At 67.2% G+C, this 23,424-nt stretch carries 21 protein-coding genes, 1 tRNA gene and 1 pseudogene; 14 read left to right on the top strand and 9 right to left on the bottom strand.

Translation table 11 applies throughout. From position 1 onward, the window contains the following. Window positions 1–106 precede the first annotated feature (106 nt). Together V8683_RS17655 and V8683_RS17650 are read left to right on the top strand one after the other, a co-directional pair. A complete protein-coding gene (locus V8683_RS17655) occupies window positions 107–1,012 on the top strand; it encodes a PhzF family phenazine biosynthesis protein (RefSeq protein ID WP_411190251.1) in 906 nt (301 codons plus the stop codon). Window positions 1,013–1,357: 345 nt separating this feature from the next. Further along, window positions 1,358–3,718, top strand: a complete 2,361-nt coding sequence (locus V8683_RS17650; protein WP_411190253.1) for a bifunctional diguanylate cyclase/phosphodiesterase — start codon at window positions 1,358–1,360, stop codon at window positions 3,716–3,718. A 35-nt stretch (window positions 3,719–3,753) separates the two neighbouring features. On the opposite strand, the gene V8683_RS17645 is transcribed toward V8683_RS17650, so the two are convergent. Genes V8683_RS17645 through V8683_RS17635 form a run of 3 tightly spaced genes read right to left on the bottom strand, consistent with a single transcriptional unit; the run spans window position 3,754 to window position 7,418 of the window. Further along, on the bottom strand, window positions 3,754–4,782 hold the full coding sequence (locus V8683_RS17645) for a histone deacetylase family protein (RefSeq protein ID WP_411190255.1): 1,029 nt from the start codon (window positions 4,780–4,782) through the stop codon (window positions 3,754–3,756). A 16-nt stretch (window positions 4,783–4,798) separates the two neighbouring features. Beyond that, complete coding sequence (locus V8683_RS17640; protein WP_411190587.1) at window positions 4,799–6,058, bottom strand: Zn-dependent hydrolase; 1,260 nt, start codon at window positions 6,056–6,058, stop codon at window positions 4,799–4,801. A gap of 31 nt (window positions 6,059–6,089) precedes the next feature. Next, on the bottom strand, window positions 6,090–7,418 hold the full coding sequence (locus V8683_RS17635; RefSeq protein WP_411190257.1) for an MFS transporter: 1,329 nt from the start codon (window positions 7,416–7,418) through the stop codon (window positions 6,090–6,092). A gap of 142 nt (window positions 7,419–7,560) precedes the next feature. Here V8683_RS17635 and V8683_RS17630 point away from each other — a divergent pair, with 142 nt between their 5' ends. Continuing rightward, window positions 7,561–8,511 (top strand): LysR family transcriptional regulator, encoded by a 951-nt coding sequence (locus V8683_RS17630; protein WP_411190259.1) that lies wholly within the window; start codon window positions 7,561–7,563, stop codon window positions 8,509–8,511. 20 nt (window positions 8,512–8,531) lie between these two features. Here the strand turns inward: V8683_RS17630 and V8683_RS17625 are convergent, their stop codons facing one another. The 3 genes from V8683_RS17625 to V8683_RS17615 all read right to left on the bottom strand — a co-directional run bounded on the left by V8683_RS17625 (window position 8,532) and on the right by V8683_RS17615 (window position 13,479). Next, complete coding sequence (locus V8683_RS17625; protein ID WP_411190261.1) at window positions 8,532–8,990, bottom strand: CopD family protein; 459 nt, start codon at window positions 8,988–8,990, stop codon at window positions 8,532–8,534. Between the two features lie 158 nt (window positions 8,991–9,148). Further along, window positions 9,149–11,464, bottom strand: coding sequence for a DNA topoisomerase IV subunit A (parC, locus tag V8683_RS17620; RefSeq protein WP_411190263.1), 2,316 nt, complete (start codon window positions 11,462–11,464; stop codon window positions 9,149–9,151). A 32-nt stretch (window positions 11,465–11,496) separates the two neighbouring features. Continuing rightward, complete coding sequence (locus V8683_RS17615; RefSeq protein WP_411190264.1) at window positions 11,497–13,479, bottom strand: DNA topoisomerase IV subunit B; 1,983 nt, start codon at window positions 13,477–13,479, stop codon at window positions 11,497–11,499. Between the two features lie 293 nt (window positions 13,480–13,772). On the opposite strand from V8683_RS17615, the gene V8683_RS17610 reads away from it, so the two are divergent. Together V8683_RS17610 and V8683_RS17605 are read left to right on the top strand one after the other, a co-directional pair. Then, a complete protein-coding gene (locus V8683_RS17610) occupies window positions 13,773–14,063 on the top strand; it encodes a nucleotidyltransferase family protein (protein ID WP_411190266.1) in 291 nt (96 codons plus the stop codon). Then, window positions 14,060–14,413, top strand: a complete 354-nt coding sequence (locus V8683_RS17605; RefSeq protein WP_411190268.1) for a HepT-like ribonuclease domain-containing protein — start codon at window positions 14,060–14,062, stop codon at window positions 14,411–14,413. Before V8683_RS17610 ends, V8683_RS17605 begins: the two co-directional genes overlap by 4 nt. Window positions 14,414–14,453: 40 nt before the next feature. On the opposite strand, the gene V8683_RS17600 is transcribed toward V8683_RS17605, so the two are convergent. Both V8683_RS17600 and V8683_RS17595 read right to left on the bottom strand, forming a co-directional pair. Further along, the gene (locus V8683_RS17600) at window positions 14,454–16,382 is read right to left on the bottom strand and encodes an ATP-binding cassette domain-containing protein (RefSeq protein WP_411190270.1); all 1,929 of its coding nucleotides are present in this window, start codon (window positions 16,380–16,382) and stop codon (window positions 14,454–14,456) included. Window positions 16,383–16,478: 96 nt separating this feature from the next. Further along, window positions 16,479–16,880, bottom strand: coding sequence for a DUF4399 domain-containing protein (locus tag V8683_RS17595; protein WP_411190272.1), 402 nt, complete (start codon window positions 16,878–16,880; stop codon window positions 16,479–16,481). A 274-nt stretch (window positions 16,881–17,154) separates the two neighbouring features. Here V8683_RS17595 and V8683_RS17590 point away from each other — a divergent pair, with 274 nt between their 5' ends. The 3 genes from V8683_RS17590 to V8683_RS17580 all read left to right on the top strand — a co-directional run bounded on the left by V8683_RS17590 (window position 17,155) and on the right by V8683_RS17580 (window position 18,032). Next, entirely contained in the window at window positions 17,155–17,337 is a 183-nt protein-coding gene (locus tag V8683_RS17590; protein ID WP_411190588.1) for a rubredoxin, read from the top strand. A gap of 228 nt (window positions 17,338–17,565) precedes the next feature. After that, window positions 17,566–17,640: transfer RNA gene (locus V8683_RS17585), tRNA-Arg, on the top strand. A 119-nt stretch (window positions 17,641–17,759) separates the two neighbouring features. Next, the gene (locus tag V8683_RS17580) at window positions 17,760–18,032 is read left to right on the top strand and encodes a hypothetical protein (protein WP_411190273.1); all 273 of its coding nucleotides are present in this window, start codon (window positions 17,760–17,762) and stop codon (window positions 18,030–18,032) included. Between the two features lie 115 nt (window positions 18,033–18,147). Here V8683_RS17580 and V8683_RS17575 read toward each other — a convergent pair whose 3' ends face one another. Further along, window positions 18,148–18,330 (bottom strand): hypothetical protein, encoded by a 183-nt coding sequence (locus tag V8683_RS17575; RefSeq protein ID WP_411190274.1) that lies wholly within the window; start codon window positions 18,328–18,330, stop codon window positions 18,148–18,150. On the opposite strand from V8683_RS17575, the gene V8683_RS17570 reads away from it, so the two are divergent. From V8683_RS17570 to V8683_RS17545, 6 genes and pseudogenes are all read left to right on the top strand, one after another. Continuing rightward, the gene (locus tag V8683_RS17570) at window positions 18,329–18,625 is read left to right on the top strand and encodes a hypothetical protein (protein ID WP_411190275.1); all 297 of its coding nucleotides are present in this window, start codon (window positions 18,329–18,331) and stop codon (window positions 18,623–18,625) included. The genes V8683_RS17575 and V8683_RS17570 overlap by 2 nt on opposite strands. Window positions 18,626–18,757: 132 nt before the next feature. Continuing rightward, a complete protein-coding gene (gene dcm, locus V8683_RS17565) occupies window positions 18,758–20,110 on the top strand; it encodes a DNA (cytosine-5-)-methyltransferase (RefSeq protein WP_411190276.1) in 1,353 nt (450 codons plus the stop codon). 42 nt (window positions 20,111–20,152) lie between these two features. Beyond that, window positions 20,153–20,602, top strand: coding sequence for a very short patch repair endonuclease (locus V8683_RS17560; RefSeq protein WP_411190277.1), 450 nt, complete (start codon window positions 20,153–20,155; stop codon window positions 20,600–20,602). Between the two features lie 172 nt (window positions 20,603–20,774). Beyond that, window positions 20,775–21,278, top strand: coding sequence for a YbhB/YbcL family Raf kinase inhibitor-like protein (locus V8683_RS17555; RefSeq protein ID WP_411190278.1), 504 nt, complete (start codon window positions 20,775–20,777; stop codon window positions 21,276–21,278). 119 nt (window positions 21,279–21,397) lie between these two features. Further along, window positions 21,398–22,816 carry an MFS transporter gene (locus V8683_RS17550; protein WP_411190589.1) on the top strand — a complete coding sequence of 473 codons (1,419 nt, stop codon included), beginning with the start codon at window positions 21,398–21,400 and terminating at the stop codon, window positions 22,814–22,816. Window positions 22,817–23,063: 247 nt separating this feature from the next. Then, window positions 23,064–23,424, top strand: a pseudogene (locus V8683_RS17545) (hypothetical protein); the annotation flags it as partial.

The following is a 23,424-nucleotide window of genomic DNA, read 5'->3' as shown; positions in this document are numbered from 1 at the left end:
CCCGCTGGGCCCGCCGGCGGCGCGGCCAACCCCCCCCCCCCAACCGCCCGGGCCGCCTGCCCGGGGGCGGCGGGCCCGCGTTCCTCCTCCCCCGAGACTCCCCGCCATGTCCCAACGCAGCGTCCGCTTCAAACAGGTCGACGTGTTCACGTCGGTGCCGTTCAAGGGCAACCCGCTCGCCGTCGTGTTCGACGCCGACGGACTCGATACCGCGCAGATGCAGGCCATCGCGCGCTGGACCAACCTCTCCGAAACGAGTTTCCTGCTCGCCCCGACCGATCCGCGCGCCGACTATCGCGTGCGCATCTTCACGACGCGCGGCGAGCTGCCGTTCGCCGGACACCCGACGCTAGGCACGGCGCACGCGTTGCTCGAAAGCGACCATCAGCCGAAAACGCCCGGCCGCCTCGTGCAGCAATGCGGCGCCGGTCTCGTCGAACTGGCCGAACAAGGCCGCGACGATCACCCCAATGACGACACGCCGGTGCGCTGGGCCTTCGCAGCCCCGCCCGCGCGCGTGACGCCGCTGCCCGCGGACCGCTACGACGCCCTGCGCACCGCGCTGCGCTCGGACGCCATCGACTTCGAGGCAGCCCCCTGCGCCGCCGACAACGGCGCGCCGTGGCTCGTCGTGCGCTTCGCCTCGGCCGAAGCCGTGCTCGCCCTCGACCCCGATCTGCAAGCGTTCACGACGATAGCCGAAAGCGTGGGCGCACGTGGCATCGCGGCCTACGGCCCGCACGCGGCGGGCGGCCCCGCCACGTTCGAGGTCCGCTGCCTGATGACGGGCCTCGGCAAGGGCGAAGACCCCGTCACGGGGAGTGCCAATGCCGCGATCGCCCTGCTTCTGCAGCAGCAGAACCTGCGCCCGGGCGCGCACTATACGGTGCGCCAGGGCACCGCGATGGGGCGCGACGGCCGCGTCTCGGTCGACTACGACGATGCCGCCGGCCGGATCTGGATCGGCGGCGCATCGGTGAGCGTCATCGACGGCTCCTGCCGCCTCCCCTGATCGCACTCCTGACCGTGCCGCCCCAAGAGGCGGCACGGCTTCCCCTCCGCGCAAGGTGCAAGATTTATGCGCGAACCCGCATCTATGCTCGCCAGATAGGCGATGTGAGCGCCGGGTAACACGATTCGTGTATACCCGGGGAGGCGGTGCTTCCTTAAACATTGCCCAACCATTAATATCGGAATATCGGGTGCCGGAAGGCCCCGCCGTGTCCATTTCCGCGTGCATCCTGCGCGCCACTCTCTCAGCCGTCCCGCATAGCATGCCGCCCATGAAACCGAGCGCCTCGTTGCCGTCCCGGCCGCCGCACCCGCGGCATGGCGAATCATGCGTGCGGCGGGCACGATGAGCACCGCCCGGCGACCGTTCTCCCGCGACCCGAGCCTGCGCGATACGTCCGGCCCGGCCTTCACGCGCCCGCGGACGCTGCTGGCCATTCCGCTCCTCGGCGTGCTCGTGCTGCTCCTGCTGTGGGCCGTGATCTTCATGCGGCTTTCGGTCGAAAAGGAAGCGACCCTGCGCGAGGCTACCGCCTCGGCAGCCATCCTGTCGGCAGGGCTCGAACAGCACACCGTCAAGGCGATCCACCAGGTCGACCAGATCACGCGGTTCGTGAAGTACGAGTACGAGAAGTCACCCGAAACGTTCGATCTCGCGACCACGGTCGAAAAGGGCGTCGTGCAGAGCGACTCGCTCGTGCAGGTATCGATCATCGACGAGCACGGCAAGCTCGTCGCCAACACCAGCGATCCGCATCCGAAGCCGATCAACCTCTCCGACCGCGACCACTTCCGCGTGCACGAGCACGAGAACGACGACCAGCTCTACATCAGCAAGCCGGTGCTTGGGCGCGTGTCGGGACGCTGGACGCTGCAGATGACGCGCCGCCTCAATCATCCCGACGGTTCGTTCGCGGGCGTCGTGGTGGTTTCGGAGGACCCGGGCTACTTCACGAGCGACTTCTACAACAACGCGGCCATCGGCCGCGACGGTGTGATCGCCGTGATCTCGGACACGGGCACCGTGCTCGCACGCCGTACCGGCAGCGCCGAACGCGCGAACGGGGCTTTCTCGGCCAGCGGCATCTATCCGATCGCCGAGCACGTCTCGGGCACCTATGTCGATCCGATCGACCACGTCACGCGCATCGTCTCGTACCGTCACATCGACGGTTATCCGCTAGGCGTGCTCGTGGGGCTCTCGCAAGCCGAGCAGTTCGCCGACTACAACCACACGCGCGACGTCTACCTGATGATGGCGACGTTCATCTCGCTCGCCATGCTGTCATTCTTCGCCGTTGCGACGGGGTTGATCGGCAAGCTGCTGGGACGCGAGCGCGAGATGTCGCAACTCGTGCAGTACGACCTGCTCACAGGCCTGCCCAACCGCTATGCCACGCTGCAGCGGCTGCGCCACGAAGTCTCGCAGCCCGGCAATCTCGGGCGCCTCGCGATCCTCTTCATCGACCTCGACAACTTCAAGACCGTCAACGACACGCTCGGCCACAACGCCGGCGACATCGTGCTGCAGATGAGCGCGGCGCGCCTCGCGGACGCCGTGGGCGCGGGCGGCACGCTCGCGCGCATCGGCGGCGACGAGTTCGTGGTCATCGTGAAAGGCGACGACATCGAGAAGCGCGCGATCTCGCTCGCGGAGGCCACCAACCTCGCGTTCACGCATCCGTTCGACGTGCGCGGCAGCGCGTTCGTGCTGCACGCGAGCACGGGCATCGCGCTCTTCGCGGTGGCGCACGAAAGCGAGATCGACCTGCTGAAGAAGGCCGACCTCGCGATGTACGCCGCGAAGGAAGCGGGCCGCAACTGCTTCCGCTTCTACTCGCCGCAGCTCGCGCACCGCGCCGACCATTTGATGAAGTGGGAGCAGCAGTTGCGCGTGGCGCTGGCCGAAGGGCAACTGTTCCTTGCCTATCAGCCGAAGATCGATCTGCGGCGCCGCTGCATTACGGGCTTCGAGGCGCTCGTGCGCTGGAACCATCCGCAGTACGGGCTCATTCCGGCAAGCGAATTCATTCCAGTGGCCGAATCGACCGGGCTCATGGTGCCGGTGGGCGACTTCGTGATCCGCACGGCCTGTGCGCAGCTCGCGCAGTGGCAGCAGCAGGGGTACGAAACCCTCTCGCTGGCCGTCAACATCTCGGCCGTGCAGTTCTGGCGCGGCGACCTCTACGAGACGGTTGCGCACGCCATCGAGGAAACGGGCATCGCCGCGCATCACCTCGAACTGGAGATCACCGAGACCGCGATGATGGAGTACCCCGAGCTCGTCTCCGAAAAGATCTTCGCGCTCAAGCGCCTGGGCGTGCGCGTGGCGCTCGACGATTTCGGCACGGGCTACTCTTCGCTCTCCTATCTGAACCGCTTCGCCGTGGATACGCTCAAGGTGGACCGCTCGTTCGTGCAGGCCATTCCCGCCGACCGCAGCGTGTGCGTGATGGTCTCGGCGATCGTGAATCTCGCGCGCTCGCTCGGCCTCACGGTGGTCGTGGAAGGCACGGAGACCGAGGAGCAGATTGCTTGGCTCGCGGCGCTCGGTCCGATCGAGGCACAAGGCTTCCTGTTCTCGCGCCCCGTGCCGGTGGAAGGCGTGCCCGCGCTGATCGAGCGCTTCGGCGTATGCGGCATGGCGCACGCCGCCGGCACGGCCGAGCATGGCGAGCACGTGAGCGACGCGTCTCAGCCGCGCTGAAGGCGGCGCGCGGCCGTTGCGTCGCTCAGTGTGCGTCAGCGGGCCTGCGCGCGCGTGAAACCTCCGAAGAACGCCCGCGCGTTGTCTTCGAGGCTCGCCAGGTGATAGCCCCCTTCCTGCACGATCACGCAAGGCTGGCCGAGCGCGCCGATCACCGCGCCTAGACGCCCGAAGCCTTCGGTGCTCACGGCCACCTTCGACTGCGGATCGTCCTTGTAGATATCGAAGCCCAACGCGAGCACGATCGCGTCGGGCTCGAAGCGCTTGAGCACGCGCAGCGCTGCCTCCACGCGCTCGAAGAACGCGTCCTCGGAGGCGCCGTGCGGCATCGGAAAATTGACGTTGTAGCCCTCGCCCGCGCCCTCGCCGCGCTCGTCCTCATAGCCGGCCACCACCGGATAGAAGTTCGTCGGATCGCCGTGGATCGAGACGTACAGCACGTCGTCGCGGCCGTAAAAAATCTCCTGCACGCCCTGGCCGTGATGCATGTCCGTATCGAGGATCGCCACACGGCTAAAGCGCTCCCTCAGCGACTGCGCAGCGATGGCCGCGTTGTTCAGGTAGCAGAAGCCGCCCGCGGCGTCGGCGCGCGCATGATGGCCGGGCGGACGGCTGAGCGCATAGCTCGCGCCCGCGCCGTCCTTGACCGTGGCCGCCGCCGCGAGCGCGCTCTGCGCCGACCAGTACGCCGAGCGCCATGTGTTCGCGCCCACCGGACAACTGCCGTCCGCGAGGTAGCGCGCGGCCTGCGCGAGCACGCCACGCAGCGGATTCGGATCGCGCACGTAAATGTTCGACATCACTTCGTCGCCCCAGTCCTCGGGCATGCGCTTCCATTCGCCGTGCGCCTCTTCGAGGAAGCGCAGGTAGCTCATGTCGTGCACGGCCGCGATGGGCGCCGTGCCGAAGTCGGCGGGCTCATGCACCTCGAAGCCGAGCGAGTGCGCCGCCGCCACGAGCCGCGCCGCGCGCTCGGGCACTTCCTGCGGCTCGCGCATCTGGCCGCGCGAGAGATAGCTGCGCGGGTGGTGCAGCAGTTGTTCGGGGTGAAACCAGGTCAGCATGCTCAGGACTCCTTTCTCATGCCTTGGCGGCTGCGGCAATGTACACACCCGCGCGCGCGGCCACCGCATTGAGCAGCACGTTCGCGCCCGCCGTGACGTCTTCGGGCAGCGCGTCCTCGGCCTCGTTGTGCGAGAGGCCGTCCACGCACGGAATGAATACCATGGCCGTCGGGCAATAGCGCGCGAGATGGATCGCGTCGTGGCCCGCGCCGCTCACGATACGCTCGTTCGAAAGCCCGAGCGTCGTCACCGCTTGAACCACGAGGCCCACACATTCGGCATCGAACGGCGTGGCCGGGCTCGTCCAGCAATGCGCGATCACCGCGTCGAGGCCGCGCGCCGCGGCCGCCGTCGCGCACGCCGCGCGCAGATCGCGCTCCATGGCGTCGAGCTGGGCGTCGTCGGGGTGGCGGATATCGACGGTGAACGTGAGGTTCGCCGCAATCGTGTTGCGCGACGAGTTTGCAATCTGCACCTGCCCGATCGTCACGAGACCGAGCGGCGCGTAGCGCGCCATCACGCGCTCGATTTCGAGCGCCATCTGGGCAGCACCGAAGAACGCGTCCTTGCGATAGCGCATCGGCGTCGTGCCCGCGTGCGCGGCCACGCCCGTCACCGTCACGTCGAACCAGCGGATCGCCTGGCCGCCCGTCACCACGCCGATGGTCGTGCCGTTCGCTTCAAGCACCGGTCCCTGCTCGATGTGCGCCTCGAAGTACGCGTCGACCGGCACGCCCGTCGCCGCGCGCGTGCCGCGTGCGCCGCATGCGTCGAGCGCCTCGCCCAGCGTCACGCCGTCGGCGTCTTCGCGCGCCAGCGCATCGGCAAGCGGCATCGCACCCGCAAAGACCGCCGAGCCGAGCATCGCCGGCGTGAAGCGCGCCCCTTCCTCGTTGGTCCACGAACAGATTTCGATGGGCTTTTGCGTCGTAGCGCCCGCGTCGTTCAGCGCGCGCACCACTTCGAGCGCGGCCAGCACGCCATAGACGCCGTCGAAGCGGCCGCCTTCGGGCTGCGTGTCGAGATGGCTGCCCATCAGCACTGGCGCCGCGTCCGGGTCCGTGCCCTCGCGGCGCGCAAACAGGTTGCCCGCCTCGTCGGTCCACACGCTCATTCCCGCCTCGCGGCACCAGCGCGCGAACAACTCGCGGCCGCGTCGGTCCTCGTCGGTCAGCGCAAGGCGGCGCACGCCGCCGCCCCGGGTCGCGCCGATCTTCGCCATCTCCATCAGGCTCGCCCACAGGCGCGCGCCATCAACCTGCAATAGCTCTTTCATCATCACATCCCTACTGGTCGAACACATCGATTCATCCGCGCGAACTCACCGCGCCTGTCGCTGCCCCGTCGTGCGCCTCTGCTACACGACGCGCGTCCAGCGCGACGATGCACAAGAGCGACACGCCCGCGAGACACGTATAGAACACGGCAAGCGGCCACCACTGCCCCGCATAGCGATGCGCGAGCCATGTCCCGACGAGCGGCGTGAGCCCGCCCGCCACCGCGCCGCACACCTGGTACGAGAGCGAAATGGCGGAGTAGCGCACGCGCGTGGGAAACACGCCGGAGACGAAGCCCGCGATCACCGAGTAGAAGCTGGCCATGCAGACCACGGCGAGCGCAATGCCGATCACCATCGGCACGACCCGGCCGCTCTCCACGAGCGCGAACATCGGGTACGGCGAGAGCATCGCCGCCATGGCCGCCCACTTCAGGAAGCGCGCGCCGCCCAAGCGCTCCGCGAGCCACGCGGCAACGGGCTGCAAGAGAAACTGGATGATGGCGACGACGAAGAGGCAGTCGAGGATCATCGAACGCGTGATGCCGACGTACTGCGTCGTGTACGCGATCATGAAGGTGTTCGTGAAGTACACGCCCGCGATGCCGATGGTGTTCGCGCCGATGCAGAGCAGCACGAGGCCCCACGCGGAGTGGAATACCTCGGCAATCGGCAGCTTGACCGTGCGGCGCTGGTCCTTCAGTTGCGCAAACTCGGGCGATTCGTTCACGCCGAGCCGGATCACGATGCCGACCACGAGCAGCACGGACGAAACGAGGAACGGCAGACGCCAGCCCCACGAGAGGAACGCGGCCTTGTCGAGCGAGGTGACGGCGCGAAACGCGAGCAGCGACAGGATCAGGCCCGCGGGCGAACCGAGTTGCGCGAACGAGGCGAAGAAGGTGCGGCGGCCTTGCGGCGCATGCTCGCCCGCCATCAGCACGGCGCCGCCCCACTCGCCGCCCACCGCGATGCCCTGCACGACGCGCAGCAGGATGAGCAGCACCGGCGCGAGCATGCCGACGCTCGCATATGAAGGCAGCAGGCCGACGCAGACCGTCGCGACGCCCATCATCATGAGCGTGGTCATGAGCGCCTTCTTGCGGCCGATGCGGTCGCCCAGGTGGCCGAAGATCAGCCCGCCGAGCGGCCGTGCGAAGAAGCCGACGGCGAACGTGGCGAACGAGGCCATCGTGCTGACGAAGCGGTCCTCGGACGGGAAGTAGAGTTCGCCGAAGACCAAAGCGGCCGCAGTGGCGTAGATGTAGAAGTCATACCACTCGATCATCGTGCCGATAAATGCCGCGGCGGCGGCGCGCACGGGCTGGCGGGTGGCGGCCGCCGGTTGGGCTGGGTTCATGGGGCGTCTCCTCGTGTGTCGTGTGGCGTCTCACGCGATATGCGCGTGCAAGGTTTATCGCCGGCCACAAAACATTAGTCAAATTTCGCGTTATTATTTCGTGCATAAATTTGGCTAATACCTATGACGGAGAGCCGCCGCCATGCGAGCAGAACCGACCCGATTTCTCAACGACCGGCTCGACTGGAACCTGTTGCGCACCTACCTCGTGATCATGCAGGAGCGCAGCCTGAGCCGCGCCGCGGCGCGTCTTTTCGTGACGCAGCCCGCCGTGAGCCAGGCGCTCAAGCGCCTCGAAGACGCGCTGGAGCGCAAGCTGATCGAGCGGCGCGGCGCCCAGTTCGTGCCGACCCAGGCCGGCGAGGAGGTCTATCGCATCGCGAGCGACATCTACGGCAACATCTCGCGCCTCGAAACCGAACTCGACGAACGGACCGCCGACATCACCGGCTCGATCCGGCTCCTCACGGTGAGCCGCATCGAATCGCGCGTCTATGACGAATTCCTCGCGGAATTTCACGTCGCCTACCCGCGCATCGACCTGCAGATCGAAGTCATGCGCTCGTCGGACATCATTTCGTCGGTACTGCAAAAGACGGCGACAGCGGGCCTGAGCCTGTGCCGCACGCCCGTGGAGAAGCTGGAGCGGCGGCTATTCCTGCGGCAGCGCTACGCCATTTTCTGCGGACGCCATCACCGGCTCTTCGGCCTGTCTCAACTGACGATGGAAGACCTGCTCGCCGAAAACTTCGTGTCGTTCACGAGCGACCAGATTGGCGACAGCCTCTCGCCGCTCACGGTGTTTCGCGACCAGCGCGGCTTCACGGGGCGTATCGTGGCGTCTTCGCCGAGTCTCGACGAGGTGCGGCGGCTCATCTATGCGGGCTACGGCATCGGCTGCCTGCCCGAACATGCGGTGCGGGACGATCTGGCGCGGCAGCGGCTGTGGCGGCTGCCGCCGGAAGACGGGCTCGCGGATGTCGATATCCACCTGCTGTGGCATCGCGAGCGCAAGATGAATGCGGCCGAAGTGGCCTTCTTCGATGCGATGGAGCGCTGCATGCAGCGCCATGCGCTGGCCGAGAGGCTTTGACCAGGTAACGCCGTCCGGCTTCAGAACCCGCGCGACATCACCGCGACGCCGATCGTCACGATGCCCAGCACGAGATTGACGAGCACGAGCCGGCGCACGGTGCCCACGGCACGCGCGCCGTCGGGCCAGCGCTGCGACTGCACGGCGCGGCGAATGCGCGGAAAGACCGCGAAACGGAGGTGGCCGTAAATCAGCATCATCAGCACGCCGAGCCCCGCCATCGTATGCAGTTGCCAGGTGGCGTGGCCGCCGCCGAACTGCATGAGCAGGAAACCGCCGGTGACCAGAATGACGAGCACCGCGCCCGCCACCCAGTTGAAGAAGCGGCCGAACACCGACTCCCAGAGCGGCAACCGCAGTTGTGGCGAAAGATCTTCGAGCGCCGGTCGCAAGCAGAAGTGCGCGAACACCATGCCGCCCACCCAGACGGCGACAGCCAGCAAATGCAAGAAAAGCGCGACTTCGATCGCGTGGCCCATGCTTCAGATTCCTGTATGTGTGGAGAGGCGGCGCAGCGCAAGGCACGTGCCCGCAATGCCAGTCTGCGCGCGATTATTCCATGCGGCACAAAGGCGCGCACCGGACGTGCGCGCCTTTGTGGCTGCTTTTTCGGCCATTCACCGTCCTGCCCCGCGCCTTACTGCGGCAACACCGGACGCAACGCCACGACCTGCTTGAGCTTCGAATCCGGCGTGCGGCCCTTGCGGGCACGCTTGCCGATCTGCGGCGCGAGCACCGCGCCCGCCATCAGGTCCTCGCCCGGTTTGCCGCCGCGGCCCGTACCGATCAGCACCACGCCGGCCGCGCTGATCGCGAGCGCCTGCACGAGCTTTTCGTTGTCTTCGAGCTGCATCAGTATGACGCCACGACCGCCGGCCGAAAGCGTCTTCATCTCGTCGAGGCCGAACACGAGCAGACGCCCGCCCGACGAAAGACACGCCACCTGGATCGCGCCCGGCAGCATGGGCATCGGCGCGAGCGGCAAGGCGCCCTCGTCGATGGTCATGAACGCCTTGCCCGCCTTCACGCGGCTCACCATGTCGCCGATCTTCGCGATAAAGCCGAAGCCGTTGCTCGACGCGAGCAGCAGTTGCTGCTCGGCGTTCGCGGCGAAGTAGTGCAGCAGGTGTGTGCCCGCTTCGAGCTCGATGAGCGAAGTCACCGGCACGCCGTCGCCGCGCCCGCCCGGCAGTTGTCCAACCGCGACCGAATAGACGCGGCCGTTGCTGCCCCACGCGATCAGCGTGTCGGGCGTGCGGCACAGGAAGGTGGCATAGAGGCCGTCGCCGGCCTTGAACGTGAAGCCCTGCGGGTCGAGCCCGTGGCCCTTCAGCGCCCGCACCCAACCCTTCTGCGAAACGACCACGGTGACGGGTTCGTCCACCACGCGCACTTCGAAACTGGCGCGCTTTTCCTGCTGGATCAGCGTGCGGCGGTCGTCGCCGTACTGCTTCGCGTCGCCTTCGATCTCCTTCACGATGAGGCGCTTCATCGACGACTCGTTCGCGAGCAGCTCTTCGAGCTTCGACTTCTCGTCGCGCAGCTCTTCGAGCTCCTTCTCGATCTTGATCTTCTCCAGCCGCGCCAACTGACGCAGACGGATTTCGAGAATGTCCTCGGCCTGGCGCTCGGAGAGGCCGAACGCGCTCATGAGCGCGGCCTTCGGCTCGTCCGACTCGCGGATGATGCGGATCACCTCGTCGATATTGAGGAAGACGATCATCCGCCCTTCGAGAATATGGATGCGGTCGTCGACCTTGGTCAGGCGGTGCTGCGTGCGGCGCGTGACCGTCGCGAAGCGGAAACCGATCCACTCGCCCAGAATCTCGCTGATGCCCTTCTGACGCGGACGGCCGTCGGCGCCGATCATCACGAGGTTCAGCGACGCATTCGATTCGAGGCTCGTGTTGGCGAGCAGCGAATTGACGAACTCGCCCTGGTCGATGCGGCTCGTCTTCGGCTCGAACACGATGCGCACGGGCGCGTCCTTGCCCGACTCGTCGCGCACGGCGTCGAGCAGCGCGAGCATGGTCTGCTTGCTCTGCAGTTGCTCGGGCGTGAGCGTCTTCTTGCCGAGCTTGAGCTTCGGATTGGTCAGTTCCTCGATCTCTTCCAGCACCTTCTGGCTCGAGGTGTTCGGCGGCAGCTCCGTGACCACCAGTTGCCACTGGCCGCGCGCGAGATCCTCGATCTTCCAGCGCGCGCGCACCTTCAGGCTGCCGCGGCCCGTTTCATAGGCCGCCGCGATTTCCGCCTCGCTCGAAATGATCTGGCCGCCGCCCGGAAAGTCCGGCCCCGGCACCTTCTCCATCAGCTCGGCGTGCGTGATCTTCGGATTACGGATCATCGCCACCGCCGCCGCCGCGACTTCGCGCAGGTTGTGCGACGGGATTTCCGTGGCGAGACCCACCGCGATACCCGAGGCGCCGTTGAGCAGCAGCATCGGCAGGCGCGCGGGCAGCGTCTTCGGCTCCTGGAACGAGCCGTCGTAGTTCGGCATGAAATCGACGGTGCCCATGTCGATTTCGTCGAGCAAGAGCTTCGCGATGGGCGTGAGGCGCGCTTCGGTGTACCGCATCGCCGCCGCGCCGTCGCCGTCGCGCGAGCCGAAGTTGCCCTGGCCGTCGATGAGCGGGTAGCGCATCGAGAAGTCCTGCGCGAGACGCACGAGCGCGTCGTACGCCGACTGGTCGCCGTGCGGGTGGTATTTACCGAGCACGTCGCCCACCACGCGCGCCGACTTCACAGGCTTGGCGTTGTCGCCAAGCCCCATCTCGTTCATCGCGAAGAGAATGCGTCGCTGCACCGGCTTCTGGCCGTCGCAGACGTCGGGCAGCGCGCGGCCCTTCACCACGCTCACCGCGTAGTCGAGGTACGCGCGCTCCGCGTAGTGGCCGAGCGTGAGCGTGTCGCCTTCGGCGCCGCCGGTCACTTCAGCAAAAAGATCGTCCATGTTCAATCAATCCGTATTCTTATCGGGGGGCGTCAGATGTCCGCTTCGACTTCGTTGCCCTTCTCTTCGAGCCACGAGCGACGCGACGCCGCTTCGCCCTTGCCCATCAGCATCGTCATGCGCGCGACGGTGGCCTCGTAGTCGAGGTCGCCGAGCGCAACGGGCGAGAGGCGTCGCGTGTCCGGGTTCATGGTCGTGTCCCAGAGCTGCTCGGCGCTCATTTCGCCCAAGCCCTTGAAGCGGCTGATCGACCATTGCGTCTCGCGCACGCCGTCCTTGCGCAGCTTGTCGAGGATCGCTTCGAGTTCGCCTTCGTCGAGCGCGTAGAGCTTCTGCGCAGGCTTCTTGCCGCGCGCGGGCGCATCCACACGGAACAGCGGCGGGCGCGCCACGCACACGTGGCCGCGCTCGATCAGCTGCGGGAAGTGCTTGAAGAAGAGCGTGAGCAGCAACACCTGGATATGCGAACCATCCACGTCTGCGTCCGAGAGAATGCAGATCTTGCCGTAACGCAGATTCGCGAGATCGACGGTCTCGTCGGGGCTGTGCGGATCGACGCCGATCGCCACCGAAATGTCGTGCACTTCGTTGTTGGCGAAGAGACGGTCGCGCTCGGTTTCCCACGTGTTCAGCACCTTGCCGCGCAACGGCAGGATGGCCTGATATTCCTTGTCGCGGCCCATCTTCGCGGAACCGCCCGCCGAATCGCCCTCCACGAGGAAGAGTTCGTTGCGCGCGATATCGGTCGATTCGCAGTCGGTAAGCTTGCCGGGCAGCACGGCCACGCCCGAACTCTTGCGCTTTTCCACCTTCTGGCCCGCGCGCGTGCGCGCCTGGGCCTGCTTGATGACGAGGTCGGCGAGCTTCTTGCCGTGCTCGACGTGCTGGTTGAGCCACAACTCCAGCGCGGGACGCGAGAACGACGAAACGAGCTTCACGGCGTCGCGGCTGTTCAGGCGCTCCTTGATCTGCCCCTGGAACTGCGGATCGAGCACCTTCGCGGAGAGCACGAACGAGACGCGCGCAAACACGTCTTCGGGCAGCAGCTTCACGCCTTTGGGCTGAAGATTGTGCAGTTCGACGAAGCTTTTCACAGCCTGAAACAAACCGTCGCGCAAGCCGCTTTCGTGCGTGCCGCCCGCCGGCGTGGGAATGAGGTTCACATACGACTCGCGCGTGAGCGGCCCTTCCTCGGTCCATGCGACGACCCAGGTAGCGCCCTCGCCTTCGGCGAAGGTGTCGTCGGCCGTGCGTGCGTCGGCGTACCGTTCGCCTTCGAAGAGCGGGATCAGCAGTTCGCTGCCGCCCATGCCTTCGAGCAGATAGCCGCGCAGGCCGTCTTCGTACTTCCAGCTCTGGCGCTCGCCCGTCTTCTCGTTGACGAGCTCGACCTCGACGCCGGGCAGCAGCACGGCCTTCGAGCGCAAGAGGCGCTGCAGTTCGCCGAACGGCAGATTGGGCGAGTCGAAGTACTTCGGATCGGGCGAGGCGGTGACGCGCGTGCCGGTCTTCTTCTCGTCGCGCGCGGCATTGCGCACGGCGAGCGGCCTGACGACGTCGCCGTTGGCGAAGCCGATCTCGGCGACCTTGCCGTCACGCCACACGGTCACGTCGAGGCGTGTGGAAAGCGCATTCGTGACCGAGACGCCCACGCCGTGCAGACCGCCCGAGAACGTGTAGGCGCCGCCGGCGGCCTTGTCGAACTTGCCGCCCGCATGCAGGCGGGTATAGACGATTTCGACGACCGGCACCTTCTCTTCGGGGTGCAGGCCGAACGGGATGCCGCGGCCGTCGTCTTCGACGGAGACGGACTGGTCCGCGTGCAGCGTCACCGTGATGCGGCGGCCGAAGCCGCCGAGGGCTTCGTCCGAGGCGTTGTCGATGACTTCCTGGATGATGTGCAGCGGATTTTCGGTGCGGGTGTACATGCCCGGCCGCTGCCGGACCGGCTCGAGGCCCTTGAGCACCTTGATCGACGCTTCGCTATAGGTAGCGTTTGACTTCTTCGTAGACATGGTGGTCCGTCGGGTTGCCGCGCGGTTGTCCACAGGTCCTGTGGACATCTGCGTGGACAACGCGTTGAGTTTTCAAAAAAAGCGAAACGAAACAACGGGATGAACTGGCATGCTCGCCGCGCGGGCAGCGGCGCGGCAAACGGGATTCGCGAGGTATTGTACTGATTTGGGGCGGCGCGGCAATTTGCACAGGGGTCGACCGTTCGGCCGAGGGGTTGGCGGACGCGGGACTCGCGTAGAATCGGTTGCTCGTGAAACGGGGCCAACCGCCGCCCGGGAAACGTGGAGCCACCATGAAACCGTCCGAAGCCTTGCGCGCGCATCGCGCCGAAATCCGGGAGATCGTCGCGAGCCATCACGCGACGAACGTGCGCGTGTTCGGCTCGTCGGCGCGTGACGAAGATGAGGAAGGCAGCGATCTCGATCTGCTCGTCGATCCCACGCCGGAGACTTCCCTGTTCGACCTCGCGCGCATCCAGTTGCGGCTGGAAGCGCTGCTGGGCGTGCCTGTCGATGTGCTCACGCCGAAGGGGCTGCCCGAAAAGATCCGCGCGCGCGCCATCGCAAAGGCAAAGCCGGTATGAAGAAACACGACCTGCGCACGCCGGATTACCTCGGGCACATCCTGGAAGCAATCAGGCGCATTCGCAGCTACACGGAAGGCCACTCGGCACAATCGCTCCAGGACACGCCGATGGCCCTCGACGCCGTCGTCCGTAATCTCAAAATTATCGGAGAAGCCGCTCACAACGTCGAACAAGGCGATCCCGCTTTTGCCGCAAGCCACCCCGAAATCCGATGGCGCACCCTGCACGCCATGCGCAATCAGATCTCACACGGCTATTTCGCGGTGGACGTCGAGATAATCTGGAGCACGCTGAAACAGCATCTCCCGGTACTCGAACGCGATCTGATACGGCTTATCGGCGAATGACCGAAGCGGCCCTCATCAGGCCGCCCTCTCTCGCATCACCTCACTTCCGCTTGCTCTCCAGCTCCTCCCACCGCTCCAGCGCCATGAGCAATTCCTCGTCGATCTGCCCATAGCGTTCGGTGAGCCGCATCCCCTCCTGCGCGTCCTTCGCGAAAATCGAGCCTTCCTCGATCTGCGCGCCGATGGCCTTTTGTTCCGTCTCCAGCGCCTCGATCCGCTTCGGCAACTCTTCCAGCTCGCGCTGCTCCTTGAACGAGAGCTTGACCGTGCGTTGCGCGTTGCGCCCCGCCGCGCTGTCCTTCGGCGCGGCGGCAACCGGCGCAGGCGCAGAAGGCGCGCGCGCCTCGGCCAGCTCCTGCGCACGCGCACTCTGCGTCTGCCAGTCCGTGAAGCCGCCCACGTACTCGCGCCACCGGCCGTTGCCCTCGGCCGCGATCACGGAAGTCACCACGTTGTCGAGAAACGCCCGGTCGTGGCTCACGAGCAGCACGGTGCCGTCGTAGTCGTCGAGCAGTTCTTCGAGCAGTTCGAGCGTCGGGATATCGAGGTCGTTGGTTGGCTCGTCGAGCACCAGCACGTTCGCGGGCCGCGCGAACAGACGCGCGAGCAGCAGGCGGTTGCGCTCGCCGCCCGAGAGCGACTTCACGGGCGAACGCGCACGTTCGGGCGCGAACAGAAAGTCGCCCAGATAGCTCATCACGTGCTTCTTCGCGCCGTTGATCTCGACCCAGTCGCTGCCGGGGCTGATCGTATCGGCAAGACTTTTCTCCAGGTCGAGCTGCGCGCGCATCTGGTCGAAGTACGCGACCTGGAGATTCGTGCCCACGCGCACCGTGCCCTCGTCCGGCTTCAGCTCGCCGAGAATGAGCTTGAGCAGCGTGGTCTTGCCCGCGCCGTTCGGACCCACGAAACCGATCTTGTCGCCGCGCATGACCGTGGCCGAAAAGCAGTCGACGATCGTGCGATCGCCATAGCGCTTCGTCACGTCCGTGAGTTCGGCGACGATCTTGCCGGACTTCTCGCCCTGCGCCACGTCGAGCTTCACGTTGCCCTGCACATTGCGGCGCTCGGCGCGTTCGCCGCGCATCTGCACGAGCCGCGCGATGCGGCCGACGCTGCGGGTGCGGCGTGCTTCGACGCCCTTGCGGATCCACACCTCTTCCTGCGCGAGCAGCTTGTCGAACTTCTCGTTCTCCACGCGCTCCACTTCCAGTTGCTGCGCCTTGCGCTCCTGGTAGTGCGAGAAGTTGCCCGGGTACGAGAGCAGCTTGCCGCGGTCGAGCTCGACGATGCGCGTGGCCACGCGGTCGAGGAACGCACGGTCGTGCGTGATGAAGAGCAGGCTCGAGCGTTGCGCGACGAGCAGTTCCTCGAGCCAGCGGATGCCGTCGAAGTCGAGGTGGTTGGTCGGTTCGTCGAGCAGCAGCACGTCGGGCTGCACGACGAGCGCGCGCGCCAGCGCCACGCGCTTTTGCATGCCGCCCGAAAGCGCGCCCACGCGCGCCTCGCCGTCCAGGCCGATCTGCGCGAGCGTGGTCGACACGCGCGTGCGCCAGTTCCAGGCATCGGCGGTATCGAGCGAGGACTGCAGCGTGTTCATGCGCGCGAGCAGCGCATCGTGTCCGGCGCCTTCGGGCGTGTCCGCCAGCTTGTGCGCGACGGTATCGTATTCGTCGAGCAGCGCGCGCACGCCTTCGAGCCCGGAGGCGACCGCGTCGAACACCGAAAGCTCCGCGTCGAACTCGGGCTCCTGCGGCACGTAGACGGTCGAGAGATGCTGCTGGCGCGTGATGAGACCGTCGTCGGGCTTCGCCAGTTCGGCAACGATCTTCAAGAGCGACGACTTGCCCGCGCCGTTGCGGCCGATCAGCCCGACGCGTTCGCCGGGTTCGAGCGAGAAGTCCGCATGATCGAGCAGCGCGACGTGGCCGAACGCGAGTTGCGCGCCGGTGAGGGTGTAAAGCGACATGACGGGGAAACGATGCCTGCGTTGGACCTGAAGCGCGCATTGTACCGGTCCGGCGCGGCGGCGCTTTCGGCGTCACCGCGCGCGGTAACGCCGGCCTTACTTCACGTGAACCGTAATGGTCTGGCTCCACTCGGGACCGTACGAATGGTGCGCGCCGTCCGCGAACTGCGCGGTGAGCGTGTGATCGCCGGGCGGCAGCGTGATATCCGTTTCGGTCTGCCCTTTGCCGTAATGGATCGATTTATCGCTGACCGGCACGACCTGGCCTTGCGGCAGCGGACCGCTGTCGATCAGCAGGTGGTGGTGGCCGGTGCCCGGCGTCATCGTGCCGGCGGGCGCGACCGTCATGCCGTCGGTGCCGAACACCACGTGCACCGGATTGGTGACCGTCGCACCGTCCTTCGGTTCGACGAAATAAACGCCTTCGGCACGCGCGACGCCCGTCACCGCCAGCAGGGCCGTGAGCGCCACGGCCGTGAGCAAGGTGTTTCTGACCATCGTTGTTCTCCTCGGGAATGGAAAATCCAGCCCGGCATGCCGCACGCCATGCCGCCTCCGCAGACGGCCGCAGAACGCCGGAGGCCCAGCATACAACGCATCCGTGAAGGCACACGATCTGCGCGTCGCTGCGTTCATCGCCGTTCGGTAAGCCTCCTGCGGCAAAGGCACTCGGCGGAAGCGGCGCAATTTTCCGGTAACATCGCGGATTGCCCGCCGCCCCAAAATGGGGCTGGAAAGCAGGCGACGCGTGGAACGGATGAAAGGTGTTGTGGTGAGCGAAGTGATCGAATACAAGAGCTGGGTCTGCCTGATCTGCGGCTGGATCTATAACGAGGAAGAGGGGCTGCCCGACGAAGGCATCGCGGCAGGCACGCGTTTCGCGGATATTCCCGCAGACTGGCGCTGCCCGCTGTGCGACGTGGGCAAGGCGGAATTCACGGTCGTCGAATTCTGAGTTCCGGACCGGGTCGGCGTTGCGCGCTACGCCCGCGCGGCGAAGGTCACGGCAGAGTCACGGCGGGTTCCCGCGTGGTCATTTTCGCGCCGGAAGGCGTTTGCTATACTCCACGTCCTGCATCGCGATTCGCCTCGAGTGCGAAATCCGCGAATCGCTTCGCGCCATGACGGGTGACTTGGGAAACATGGCGATCACGCGAAGCCCGCAGGCCTGCGTGCCGCATGCCTCCCTGTAGTTCAATGGATAGAACAAGTGCCTCCTAAGCGCTAGATGCAGGTTCGATTCCTGCCAGGGGGACCAGCCACCCAACTCCGGCGCGGGACATCCCGCGGCCCGCGCGCGATCCCAGGCCCCGATAGTTCCGGCTTGCGCCAAAGCGCGAGCGCCGCACGCCCAACCCTCCCAGGCAGAACATCCCCATGGACATCAACAAGCAGGTCGCCGCCCTCACCGCTTCCGAACTCCAGACGGCCGGCGCGAGCCAGGCCACCGCCATTGCATTGAGCGTGGTGCTGCGCCACCTGAATTCACCGGAACTCGCGAAGCTGCTCACCTCGGCTTTCGAGAACCATCAAGCCGTCATGCTGCAAACGCCCTGGCCCGAACAGATGCTGCAATCGTTCGAAGCCACGCGCCGGTTCCTCGAAGGCGCGGCGCAGCCTCCGGCCGGCGCCGCGCCGCAAGCCGAGTGAGCCGACGAGGGGACGCGGCATCGCCGCTCCCCGCTTGTCAATTGTTAACTTTCACGACGACGTCCATCGCCTACGATTCGATCTGTCAGAGCGGAGGGTGGACGGCATGACCTCTTCATACGTTTTTGCACTCATGGGTTTCCTCGCGACGGTCGTTTTCTCGTCGCTGGCGATGCTGGTCCTGCACTAGACGACGGGCACGCACCGCGGCCAGGGTCCGCATCGCGCCGCCGATCCGGGTAAACCGGGAGACGCGCAACCCTAAAGCCGCGGCTTCCCGTGCCGTTAAGTCCTTCATGGACTCCACTCGTCCCATCCCCGCCGGCTACCTCATGTCGAATCTCATCGACCAGGATATCGCGCACATTCGCCGCGTGATGCCCTTGTCGCTCTCGGGCGACCTGGCCGGCCCGATCCTGCCCACGCCCTACTGGCGCAAGCGCCTGCATCACCTGCTCGATACCGGCCACGTCAACAAGGGCCAACTGGGCGAGATCGATAGCCTCCTGCATCTGCTCGACGCACACGACACGCGCAGCAGCGCGGACACGTCGGCTCATCGTCGCAGCGCCGCCGGGTCCGTGCACCGCTAAAACACGCGGGCCGCCGCACCGGGCCACTCCGGGTTCACCGTCTCATCCCCCGTCCGCGCGACCGCGCCGGCAGGGCCCCACCTCGTCCCGCGCTACGGAAATCCTGGCGCCGCACCTGGCCTGTCGGTCATAATGTCCGCCAAAATACCCAGAGAGGACTCCGTGCCCACGGCTCATCCGCGAGACCTGCTCCAGCAGGCACGTCAGCGTTACACCCAGCAGCAGATCGCCGCCCATGTCGGCAAGGACGTCAAAACCGTGCGCCGCTGGGAAAAAGGCGAAACGCCCTGCCCGGCCACGCTCGAAACCGCCCTGCGCGAACTCCTGCTCGGCACCACCGATACCCCGGCGGCCGGCGCGCGGTTTCGCTTCGTCGATCTGTTCGCGGGCATCGGCGGCATTCGCATGGGCTTCGAGGCGCACGGCGGCGAATGCGTGTTCACGAGCGAGTGGAACCCGTTTTCGAAGAAAACCTATCTGGAGAACTACCCGCAGGACCAGGACGGGCATCACGCCTTCGTCGGCGACATCACGACCTGCGACGCCGCGGCCGTCCCCGATCACGACGTCCTGCTCGCCGGTTTTCCGTGCCAGCCGTTCTCGATCGCGGGCGTGAGCAAGAAGAATGCGCTCGGCCGGCCGCATGGCTTCGAGTGCACGACCCAGGGCACACTCTTCTTCGACGTCGCGCGCATTATCGCCGCCAGGCGCCCCGCCGCCTTCCTGCTCGAAAACGTCAAGAACCTGCTTTCGCACGACCGCGGCCGCACGTTCGACGTGATCCTCCAGGTGCTGCGCGACGAACTCGGCTACGACGTGCATTACCGCGTCGTCGACGGCCGCCATTTCACGCCGCAGCACCGCGAACGCATCATCATCGCGGGCTTTCGGGAGCCGGCGCCGTTTTCGTGGGACGCGCTCGCGCTGCCCGAAGAGGGGCCGCGCCTCGCTTCGATCCTGCATCGCACGGACGGCAGCGAACCCGTCCTGCCATGGGACGGCGAACGCTTCTTCGACCACGGCGCGCGCCGCGTGCAACCCCGATACACGCTCACGCCCGGACTCTGGCAATACCTCCAGCAATACGCGGAGAAGCACCGCGCCGCCGGCAACGGCTTCGGCTACGGCCTCGCATTTCCGGAAAGCGTGACGCGCACGCTCTCGGCGCGCTATCACAAGGACGGCAGCGAGATCCTCGTCCACCAGGGCGAAGGATTGCGTCCGCGCCGCCTCACGCCGCGCGAGTGCGCGCGGCTGATGGGCTTTCCCGACACCTTCCGCATTCCCGTGAGCGACACGCAGGCCTATCGCCAGTTCGGCAACAGCGTGGTGATGCCGGTGATGCGCGAAGTGGCGCGCACGATGATGCCGCATCTCGACGCACTGCTGGCCGGCTCCGGCGCCCAAGCGCTCGCGCAAGCCCCCGCCGCGCGCAGCCGAACGGCCAGGCCGGTGCGCACGCAACCGGCGGCCGAGGCGGCCTGACGGCGCGAGCGTAGACCCCCGACACGATAGCGGACGGCAACCATGGTCGATGTCGTCGATCCCGCCACCCGCAGCCGGATGATGTCCGGCATCCGCGGGCGCAACACCCGGCCCGAGCGCGTGATCCGCAGCCTGCTGCACCGGCGCGGCTTCCGCTTCCGGCTGGACGTGCGCGAACTGCCGGGGCGCCCGGACATCGTGCTGCCGCGCTATCGCGCCGCCGTGTTCGTGCACGGCTGCTTCTGGCACGGCCACGGCTGTGCGCTCTTCAAGTGGCCGCAGACGCGCCCCGAGTTCTGGCGCGAGAAGATCGCGCGCAACCGCACCAACGACGCGAAGGCGCTCGCCGCGCTTGCTGCGCAAGGCTGGCGCGTCGCGGTGATCTGGGAATGTGCGCTGCGCGGCGCCGACCACGACCCGCAGGCCGTGGTCGAGCGCCTCGACGCCTGGCTCCGGGACCCCGCCTCGACGTGGTTCGAAGCGCGCGCGTAACAGCTGCACGCGAGCTGCGCGCGGGCTATGCGCGGGTCGCGCCTGCGCGCGCGCAGCGGCGTGCCCGACAGCCCATGCACGGGCGCCGCGCGGTGATAAACTCGATCGGCAAGCCGTGCGCGGCCCCATGCGAGGCGCGCGCCGGCCAGAACGCACGAGAAGGAGACAACCCATGGCTGAATTCCGACTCTGGTCCGACGACTTCCCGAACAACGGCTTCATGCCGAAAGCACAGGAATTCGACGAACGGGCCTTCGGCGTGGACGGCGACAACGTTTCTCCCGCGCTGCAATGGGATGCGCCGCCCGACGACACACAGAGCTTCGCGCTGACCCTCTACGATCCCGACGCCCCTACGGGCAGCGGGTTCTGGCACTGGGTCGTCGTCAACATTCCCGTCGACGTGCGCGCGCTCGCCCGCAATGCCGGCAAGGCCGACGGCAGCCTGCTGCCGGGCGGGGCCTTGCAGTTGCGCAACGACTACGGCACGGTCGGCTTCGGCGGCGCCGCGCCGCCGCGCGGTGACAAGCCGCATCGCTACATCTTCCGCGTGCATGCACTGAAGGTGCCGGAACTCCCGGTCACGTCCGACACGACCAACGCGGTGGCGCGCTTCATGACGCACCTGAACGAAATCGATTCGACGACCTACGTCGGGCTCTACGAACTGAAATAACCGCGCACGCTCGAGCGTCGCCGGCAGCACACACGGCGCGGGCCACGCCTGCGCCGCCGGGCGCGATGCGTGCGCATCCGCGAGCCATGCCGACCGCCGTTGCGCGCGCCCGCCAATCGATGCCCACCACCACGTCCACGCTGTCCCAGCCGAACGCCGATCCCGCCGCCGAGGCGGAAGCCGGCCTGCCTTTCCCGCAGCGCTATCACGCCATCGTCGTGGTGGCGCTCGGCATCACGCTCGCGGTGCTCGACAGCGCGATCGCCAACGTCGCGCTGCCGACGATCGCGCGCCATCTCCAGGCGAGCGAAGCGAGCTCGATCTGGATCGTCAACGCCTACCAGCTCGCGGTGACGATGTCGCTGCTGCCGCTCGCCTCGCTCGGCGACCGCATCGGCTACCGGCGCGTTTATCTGTGGGGGCTCGGGCTCTTCACCGTCGCGTCGCTCGGTTGCGCGCTCGCCCCCTCGTTGCCCGTGCTCGCGGCCGCGCGCATGGTGCAGGGCCTGGGCGGCGCCGGCATCATGAGCGTCAACACCGCGCTCGTGCGCATGATTTACCCGCGCAACCAGCTCGGCCGCGGCGTTTCGATCAACGCGATGGTGGTGGCGATCGCCTCGGCGGTGGGACCGACCATCGCGTCGGGCGTGCTCGCGGTCGCCTCGTGGCCCTGGCTTTTCGCGATCAACGTGCCGATCGGCATCGCCGCGTACGCGCTCGGCCTGCGCGCGCTGCCCGTCAACCGGCCGCATCCGGCACCCTACGACTACGGGAGCGCCGTGCTCAACGCGCTCGTGTTCGGTCTCCTGATCTTCGCCGTCGACGGCCTCGGCCACGGCGAGCGCCGCGCGTGGATCGGCACCGAATTCGCCGCGGCGCTCGTGATCGGCTGGTTCTTCGTGCGCCGCCAGCTAACCCAGCCCGCGCCGCTCCTGCCCGTCGATCTGCTGAGCATTCCCGTGTTCGCGCTTTCGGTCGGCACCTCGATCTGCTCGTTCTGCGCACAGATGCTCGCGTTCGTCGCGCTGCCCTTTCTGCTGCAGGACGCCTTCGGCTTCACCCAGGTCGCGACCGGCCTGCTCATGACGCCCTGGCCGCTCGTGATCGTCGGCGCCGCGCCGCTCGCCGGCTGGCTCTCCGACCGCTACGCCGCGGGCATGCTCGGCGGCATCGGGCTCGCGCTGTTCGCGCTCGGGCTCCTGCTGCTCGCCACGCTCGGCGCGCACCCTTCGGCGTTCGACATCGGCTGGCGCATGGCGCTGTGCGGCGCGGGCTTCGGCACGTTCCAGTCGCCGAACAACCGGCAAATGCTTGCGTCGGCTCCGCGCGAACGCTCGGGCGGCGCGAGCGGCATGCTGGGCACGGCGCGCCTCACGGGCCAGACCCTCGGCGCGGCGCTCGTCGCGCTGATCTTCGGCGTGGCGCCGCAGCACGGGCCCACGATCGCGCTCTATGTGGCGACGGGGTTCGCCGCCGTCGCCGCCGTGGTCAGCATGCTGCGGCTCGTGCCGGGCAACGCGGCGCAAACGCCCGGATAAATTTCCTCGCGCAGTCCCACATTCTGCGCACACCTGACTACACTCAATACACGCCTCGCCGCACTCCGCCGCGCGGCCACCGTCCAGTCTCCTGGCGGCGCCGCGCCCAGCGCGCCTCGCCGGCCGCGCCTGATCCGCTGCACCGAGCAGCCTCATTTGAGCCGCCTCCCGGTTCGCGCACGCTCCGCGCCCTGCCGCGTCTTCCGTCCCTTCACGGCGCCTCGCGCGAGGTCAAAGGGGGATTTCCATGTCACTGATCGTCGCTGGACGGTTCACCACCTTCCCCGCCGCCGAGGCCGTCGCCGAAAAGCTGTTCGCGCGCGGCTTCGTCGAGGAAGACGTCAACCTTTTCTTCGTCAATCCGCGCGGGCAGCACGCCCGTCACGCGGCGCACGCCGCGGCGCCCCACGCTGCGCTTCCCATGTCGCCGCATCTCGCGCGCAACCTCACTGCCGGCGCGGTCGCCGGTGCCGTGGTCGGCGTCGTGATCTTCGGCGGGATGTCGGCGTCGTTTCCGATCGTCGTGATCGCGGCGGGCGTGGGCGCGTGGGTCGGGGGCCGCCGACGGCGGGGCGCGCGCCCCCCCCCCCGGGCCCCCCCCCACCCCA

The organism is Paraburkholderia sp. AV2 (assembly GCF_054968425.1).
The sequence above is the reverse complement of the archived record's forward strand: the minus strand, read 5'-3'. Positions and strand labels throughout refer to the sequence as shown.